This window comes from Lysinibacillus sp. 10T31, from assembly GCF_056394365.1.
Genome location: NZ_JBFTHS010000099.1, coordinates 1 through 7,234, shown reverse-complemented (window position 1 = coordinate 7,234; position 7,234 = coordinate 1). Strand labels below are relative to the sequence as shown.

Here is a 7,234-nt window from a genome sequence, read left to right as displayed (position 1 = left end):
ATCGATTTCGTCGATGTTTGGTTATACGGTACATCATTTAAAATCAAAGCCGACAAATAGCGAATTCATCGCCATGATTGCAGACAAGATTCGCATCGACATGATGGCGAGTTAAACGTTGAAGTGACTGCGTTTGTGGACGACAGGCTTAGCGTGAATGACCGAAAAACTTATTTTTTATAGCAATTATTCTACGTATTTTATAACGCCTTTTTAGACAGTTTACGCCGACTGTTTGAGGGGGCGTATTTTTTATGACTATAAGTCCATTTTTAATCGAAATCAACCGTTAAATGTTGGAAATCATGCAAATGTTCTATCATTTAAAACGTAAAAATCGTATCTCTTGGTTAACTTCGAAATAGATGGCGTTTAAAACGTCAAGGCAGAGCTTTTACAAGCTTATATCCGTTCATTCGAAGAAAGAGGAAAGTTCGAGGTAAGTGTTGATAAAACGCCTGTAAACCGCCGGAACGACAAGGCGATTTTGGTAAGCCTATGAGTAAAACAACAATAGCGAATGGTTAGTAACATAAAAGCATTTTATTCGCAGCAATCCTTTGAAGAATTAAAAAAATGTTAAACCGGAGCGAAAAATCAAAGTTATGCTCGAGAAAAATGAACTAAAACAGTTTTTCTGTTCTTTCGACGTTACGAAATTCGATCAATAGCGTGACAGGGTAATTGCGCGATCAATCTTAGATATTGGAGCTAGGATAGAGGAATTTAAACGAAGATGAAGGCTTTGAAGATGCCATAAGAGTGAACCTTTAAATGTATTCCTTCTTAATCTAAATAGGTAAATCTTGTTGAACTAACGGGGGAATGAATATGTTTGTTGTTTGTTGTGAAAGGAAAAGTAATGGAAAAGGTAAAACTCTATTTTAAATATCGAAAAAAACCATTGAGTTGCATATGCAGTTCTTTTGTAGTTTTATAAAAAAGATGGATCATTTAAAACAAAGTTCGCTTAAAAATCCTGTATCAAAGCGGCGTTTTTCTTATTCCACAATCGGGTCAAATAAGTCCAGAAAGTTGTTCATTATCATTAAAGGAGATATGCACTAAATGAAAAATATTTTTAATCATATGCATACAGCAGAAGTTTTAAAGCGTATTGACAAATTGAGTCCAAATTCACAACCACAATGGGGGAAAATGGATGTTGCCCAGATGCTAGCGCATTGTTCATCTTTCCAAGACATTGCAATGGGAAATTCTTTTCCACCAAGGAGTTGGTTAGGAATAATAGTCGGGAGGTTTGCAAAACAAATCGTTTATAATGACAAGCCATTGCCCCATAATATGTCTACTATTCCAACCATTTTGATTGCAGATGATAGAGAATTTGAGACAGAAAAAGAAAAGCTTAAACAAAAAATTATCACATTCCAAAATAACGGACCAGAGAAGTGCACAACTCACCCTCATCCTTTTTTTGGAAAACTCACTTCAGAGCAATGGGGGAAAGGAATATACAAGCACCTTGACCATCATTTTAAACAGTTTGGAGTTTAAACATTGAAAAACTATGAAAATAATGAACTAAAACATTTTTTCCTACAATTATTCCGAGGGGTAATTGATCTGGGGAGAAGGGTTTACATGTATGTACCCTGTCTGGTCTTCACTATATTTTTCCAGGCGTTTAAAAACCTTTCCATGGTAATAAAGATATTTAAAAAACAAAAAAATAATAGAGTTGTTTAAAAAAGGATATATCCTTGGCGCGAAATAGTGATTGTCCTAAGCTAATTCAGATTCTATAATAGTGAATGTAGAATAGTTATATAATAATTAATGAGGTGGATTATGAAAAGGCAATGGAGCTTAATATTAGCTATAATTGTGGTCTTAATTATCGCGGTTTTTTCAGTTATCAATGTTGACATGGTAACGGTTAATTATTTGTTTGGAAAAGCTGAGTGGCCATTGATCCTTGTCATTATTGGGTCAGTCCTATTGGGAGCCCTATTAGTGGGATTAATTAGTATGATGAAAATTTATCAACTTCAAAGAGCTTTGAAAAAAGCAGGCGGTGAAATAGATCAACATTCTTAAATGTTGATCTATTTCACTAAGAGCCCTATTGTAAAACAACACTGAGAATTAAACGACTTATTATTTTTAATTTAAAAGTAGTGAAGTATTAACATCAAAAATTAAACAACTTTATTTTAATCCGTTCTAAAATTAGAACGGGTTATTTGTATTTGAGGTTAGAAAAGTAAATAACTTTATTGTCACTCTACACAATCAGCTAGAAAGTCAGTTATATTAACAAAAAGACTGACCAGATACGGATCGAAATATATTTTAATGGGCAGGTATCACCTCTATTACTCTCACAGCGTTTGGGTGAGTGGGGATAAGTGGCCGAAAACCGAAATCTGTCGAGTATAAAAAAAGATTCGTGCCCCAATGAATTCATCATCATGATTGCAGAAAAGATTCACATCGACATGTTAGCGAGTTAATCGCGGTATATCGAGGTTGTAGCGCTTGCTTAAATTAGATAACGCTTAATAATAATGCCTTTTTAGACAGTTTATGCCGACTGTTTGAGGGGCGTATTTTTATGTCTAAAAATCTAAATTGAGCGCTGTAAGTTGGATTGTTTGGAAAAACCTAAAAGAGCCTACTTTTTTCAATTGCCTTTGAATGATGTAATCAGTTTTTAAGATTAATTATAGCTTTTGAATTTATGGAAAAATAATCTCATATTTTAAATGGAGAATGGACATTGAAGGGGGAATAAAGATGGGCTTATTTGATGGGATAATAGGGAATGCAAGTGAAGTAAATCTAGAAAAATTACGGGAAGAAGTTAAAGATTTATTAACACCTCATGAAACAATTAAGCATGCCTATAAAATTATAAGAGACACTTTTATTTTTACGGATAAAAGACTTATCTTAATCGATAAACAAGGAGTAACTGGGAAGAAAACGCAATATCATTCAATTCCATATAAAAGTATTCTTCATTTTTCAGTTGAAACTGCGGGAACGTTTGATTTAGATGCAGAGTTGAGAATTTGGGTTTCAGGTAGTGAATTACCGATTCAAAAAAACTTTAATAAATCAACTAACATCTATAAAATTCAAAGTGTGCTAGCGGAATATGTATTAGGCAAGGTATAATATTAACTTCTTTCAGCAATTATTTTGTGTAGCGAAAGAGAAGCGTCAGTTACAAATGTTTTGTGTAGCAAAAGCGAAGCGTCAGTTACAAATGTTTTGTGTAGCGAAAGCGAAGCGTCAGCTACAATTATTTTTTGTAGCGACAGCAACAACACACGACTGAGTGACCGCTGACGCTACACTTTCACGCAAAAAGCATCTGTCGCTGCGTTAGCACTACGCTTTCGCGCAAAAAACAGCTGTCGCTGTCGCTGCGTTAGCACTACACTTTCGCGCAATAAACATCTGTCGCTGCGTTAGCACTACGCTTTCGCACAATAAACATCTGCAGGCCTAAGCACAAAGCCTATTCCAGGCGCAATTATGCCGAGGCATAATTGATCGGTCAACAATACTGTTGATCGTTTATCTTTGCTTGAACGTCTATAATGAAATAGGGTGATAACATATGAAAAGCGTAAACTTACAACTTGACGAAAATAATTCGTTAGAAATAACGCAGATAGAAGAGCATTTATTTGAGGTGCGACTTGGCATTAATGGAAGCATTAATGTTTACTATATGACGCGTGAACAGCTCCTTAATTTTGATCAATTAGGTGCTCATATTCCCATTGAGGCTATTCTAGAGAATGACCAGTAGCCATAATTCAACTTTATTCGAACGCTTGTATAAATAGTTGAAAATGGTTGACAAGATATATTCACTTAGTATTGAAGGCCTAATGTATGTTTATGAAAATTAAGACAGATACATTATATATTATTTCAATTTATTAAAGATTTTGTGAATTTCCTGATTATTAACAGTGAGATTTATTCAATTCATGAAGGGGGATTTTTATATTTGAGTAAAAACATACCTTTTTGTAGTATAAATCGACTAATTTTGTTGTAAAAATTAAAAGGATATATGAATGCATTACTTACAAAGTATGGGTAAAATCTTTCTTGGTAGTGACAATTGTCTCTAAACAAATGTAAATAGATTGTATATACTTACAGTTAGAGGGAAGGAGGAGGTAGCTTGATTCTAGTTCGAAATGATAAATTCGAAATAACCGAAGAAAATGGCAAGGTCTATATGCTCACTTACAGTGCCGGTTATCCATTAAAAGAATTTGATAGTATTTTACGTAGTCATCCCCGACTTAAATTATCAAATTTTTCAATATTAAAAAATGTCTTAGCATCAGAAAGTACAAACCCTGTTGAAATTGGACGCTGGCTTCCAAATGTTGAAGCAGATATTGCACGAGATAAAATGTCTGCCTCAATATTTGTATATGAAACACATGATTATATACTAAAGAATAAAGAGAAATTAACTCAACAAATTCTGGAGACAATTGAGAACGATGGAATTGTTCATGGAATATTAGATTTTGATATTTCGAAAATTGAGCCAGGGAAAGCATTTTTAATTGCACAAGGAACACCACCTGTAGCAGGAACAGATGCACAAATTACATACTTACCTAAACCAGAGAGAAAGCCAGTAATTCTCGAAGATGGGAAAGCTGATTATTATGACATGAACTTTATTTCTGAAATTTCAGAAGGTTCGTGGCTAGGCGAAAAAATCCCTGCGACATTAGGTAAACCAGGGGAAAATGTTCTAGGCGAAATTATGGCTGCTGTACCTGGTCGTGATTTTCCTATACGATACGATAAAAAATCAGCTTATGAAGTTGAAGAGGATGGGAAAACTGTCATCCGTTCTAAAATAGCTGGTGTATTAGATGATGTCAAAGGCATGATCGGTGTTAATAGGCATTTGCCGATTAATGGGGACGTTGGCGTTGAAACAGGGAATCTTGAATTTAATGGCTCTTTAAGCATAAAAGGAACAGTTTCATCAGGCTATACAGTCATTGCTACTGGAGATATTTCCATTGAGGGTGCTGAAGGTGTAAGCGGTGCCAAGCTTATTAAATCCATTGAAGGCGACGTTTATATTCGTGGAGGGATTTTTGGTTTAGGCTCAACTATTGTAGAGGCAGGCGGCAATATTTTCGTTAAGCATGTCAATGAAGCGAATCTAGTAGCGGCTGACAGCATCCATATAGGATTTTATGCATTAGGATCACAGCTCTCTGCACATTCAATCTTTGTGGACGAACGAAAAGGGAAAATTATTGGGGGCCGTGCAATAGCTAAGAATGCAATCGTCACTGCCATTTCAGGAAATCGTTTAGAGCGTCGAACGGACTTAATCATCGAAAGCGTTAATAAACAGGAAAGATACTCCATTATGCAAGAGAAGGCTACACAGCTTAAGTCGCTGCAATCAGAAATCTCTGATCACGAGGGGAAAATTAAAAACTTGCTACCTTTCCTTCACCAAATGTCTAAGGAACAGATAGCTACATTTGAGGAAACAAAACAAAGCTTAACAAAATTGAAAGCGGATGCAGTGACAATTGATCGTGAGGTTAAGCTAATAATGGATGAAATGCGTCATGCTGGAAAAGAAGAAATTATTGTGACGAAGGAAGCTAATCCTGGTACCTATATTCAAATTGGCAAAAAATCATCCATATTAAGTAAGGCGACAAATGGTAAATTTCTTATTGAATTTGGTGAGTTAAATGTCTAGTGAACCTTTCATTCCTGTATTTGGACATCGCGGGGCTTCAGCGTATACACTGGAAAATACTTTGAAGGCTTTTGAAAAGGCTTTAGAGCTAGAGGCAGATGGGATTGAATTAGATATCCAGCTTTCAAAAGAAGGTATTCCGGTTGTCTATCATGATCCACAGCTGTCAAGATTAGCTGGCATCAATAAGCCTGTGAATGAATGTACGATAGAGGAGTTAGTAAGCTTCAAACTTGGGAAACCTTGGAGGCGATTATTTTCAACGTATAAAATCCCGACGTTTGATGTAGTTTTAGCATGGGCAAATTCGCAACAGCTACCCCTTAATATCGAATTAAAATCAACAATTCTCGATAATAAAAGCGCACTTATTCAAATGCTTCATGGGCTTACTTTGCCTGTTGGCAGTCATTTTTCATCGTTTCACTATGAGCTTCTGGAGATTGTTAAACAATATAAGCCAGACTTTGAAACAGCACTTATAGCAACAAAAAAATTAAAATGGGATTTGCTAAGTGATTACAAAGCCATTGACAGTGTTCATATGCATAAAAGGTATTATAAGCCAAGATATTTAGAGGCCTGTGTAGCGAGTAATAAAGCATGTCGTTTTTATGCAATTGATGGGGATGAAACATTTTTATTGAATCCRCATCCGTCTGTAATTGGATGGATTACTGATTTTCCCGACAAAGTAATTGCGAAACAGCAACGTTAATCATTCTGATGAATGAAGATAAAAATAGCTATCCAATAAGTCTTTTGGACTTAAAAGGATAGCTATTTTTATTTTTTTTGGAAGCGCGGAGCTACTTTTCCATTTTTTCGATCGCGGTGAAGTAAGAATCCTGCGAAAAAGCCAAAGCCTATAACAAAGAGAATTATGCCAACGACGAATTGTAACCATAAAAATGGGAAAGGTGAGATGAGCTTACCAAATAATGTATCACGCATAAATTTAATGCCACCTGCAGCCATAAGACCTGGAATTAGCATCACAATAAATGCAGCTAAACGACCCATGCATGTCCCCCCCTTATTCCTAATTTTAATTGTACCTGTGGCTATTGGAATGTCAAGGGAGGTTATAAGACTATGGAACTGATTTACCCCGAAAACAAGTGAAAACATAACAGATTAATCATAACTGAATGTTTAGAAAATTCTTACTTAAACAAGAAAGTGTAATAATAGTTGATAAATTGTGAAATTGTGAGTATTGTAAAAATAAATGGAGCAATATTATCCATTGTTAAACAATTTTAAACTCTTTCAACTGGTACCCAAATACCTGCTGAAAGAATTTAAAGCCTCCGGCGGATGTCACGGAATCGGAAAGGAATTCAATATAGGATGTTAGCCTAAAATCATCGCATCCATGCGATAACGGCTAACTGACCTGCATCGGTAAAAACGCCACGTCCTGTGGCATTATCGAAATGACCGACATCGTGTCGGCCCTCGTGCAGGCCTAAGCACAAAGCCGATTCC

8 protein-coding genes are annotated in these 7,234 nt (G+C 35.6%); 7 read left to right on the top strand and 1 reads right to left on the bottom strand.

From position 1 onward, the window contains the following. The 7 genes from AC1DCY_RS26465 to AC1DCY_RS26435 all read left to right on the top strand — a co-directional run. Positions 1-115: sporulation initiation factor Spo0A C-terminal domain-containing protein (locus AC1DCY_RS26465; RefSeq protein WP_477355488.1), on the top strand; the 115-nt coding region annotated here is incomplete at its 5' end. A gap of 953 nt (positions 116-1,068) precedes the next feature. Continuing rightward, positions 1,069-1,518, top strand: coding sequence for a DUF1569 domain-containing protein (locus tag AC1DCY_RS26460; protein WP_477355485.1), 450 nt, complete (start codon positions 1,069-1,071; stop codon positions 1,516-1,518). Positions 1,519-1,812: 294 nt separating this feature from the next. Continuing rightward, entirely contained in the window at positions 1,813-2,061 is a 249-nt protein-coding gene (locus AC1DCY_RS26455) for a LapA family protein (protein WP_477355483.1), read from the top strand. Positions 2,062-2,760: 699 nt separating this feature from the next. Next, on the top strand, positions 2,761-3,144 hold the full coding sequence (locus tag AC1DCY_RS26450) for a PH domain-containing protein (protein WP_477355480.1): 384 nt from the start codon (positions 2,761-2,763) through the stop codon (positions 3,142-3,144). A 448-nt stretch (positions 3,145-3,592) separates the two neighbouring features. Further along, positions 3,593-3,787, top strand: coding sequence for a hypothetical protein (locus tag AC1DCY_RS26445; RefSeq protein WP_477355477.1), 195 nt, complete (start codon positions 3,593-3,595; stop codon positions 3,785-3,787). A gap of 384 nt (positions 3,788-4,171) precedes the next feature. Then, the gene (locus AC1DCY_RS26440; protein WP_477355474.1) at positions 4,172-5,743 is read left to right on the top strand and encodes a DUF342 domain-containing protein; all 1,572 of its coding nucleotides are present in this window, start codon (positions 4,172-4,174) and stop codon (positions 5,741-5,743) included. After that, entirely contained in the window at positions 5,736-6,461 is a 726-nt protein-coding gene (locus AC1DCY_RS26435) for a glycerophosphodiester phosphodiesterase (RefSeq protein WP_477355471.1), read from the top strand. The genes AC1DCY_RS26440 and AC1DCY_RS26435 overlap by 8 nt, the downstream gene beginning before the upstream one ends. Before the next feature lie 68 nt (positions 6,462-6,529). On the opposite strand, the gene AC1DCY_RS26430 is transcribed toward AC1DCY_RS26435, so the two are convergent. Next, positions 6,530-6,766: a DUF2627 domain-containing protein gene (locus tag AC1DCY_RS26430; RefSeq protein ID WP_049664227.1), complete on the bottom strand. Its 237-nt coding sequence runs from the start codon at positions 6,764-6,766 to the stop codon at positions 6,530-6,532. Positions 6,767-7,234: the final 468 nt, after the last annotated feature.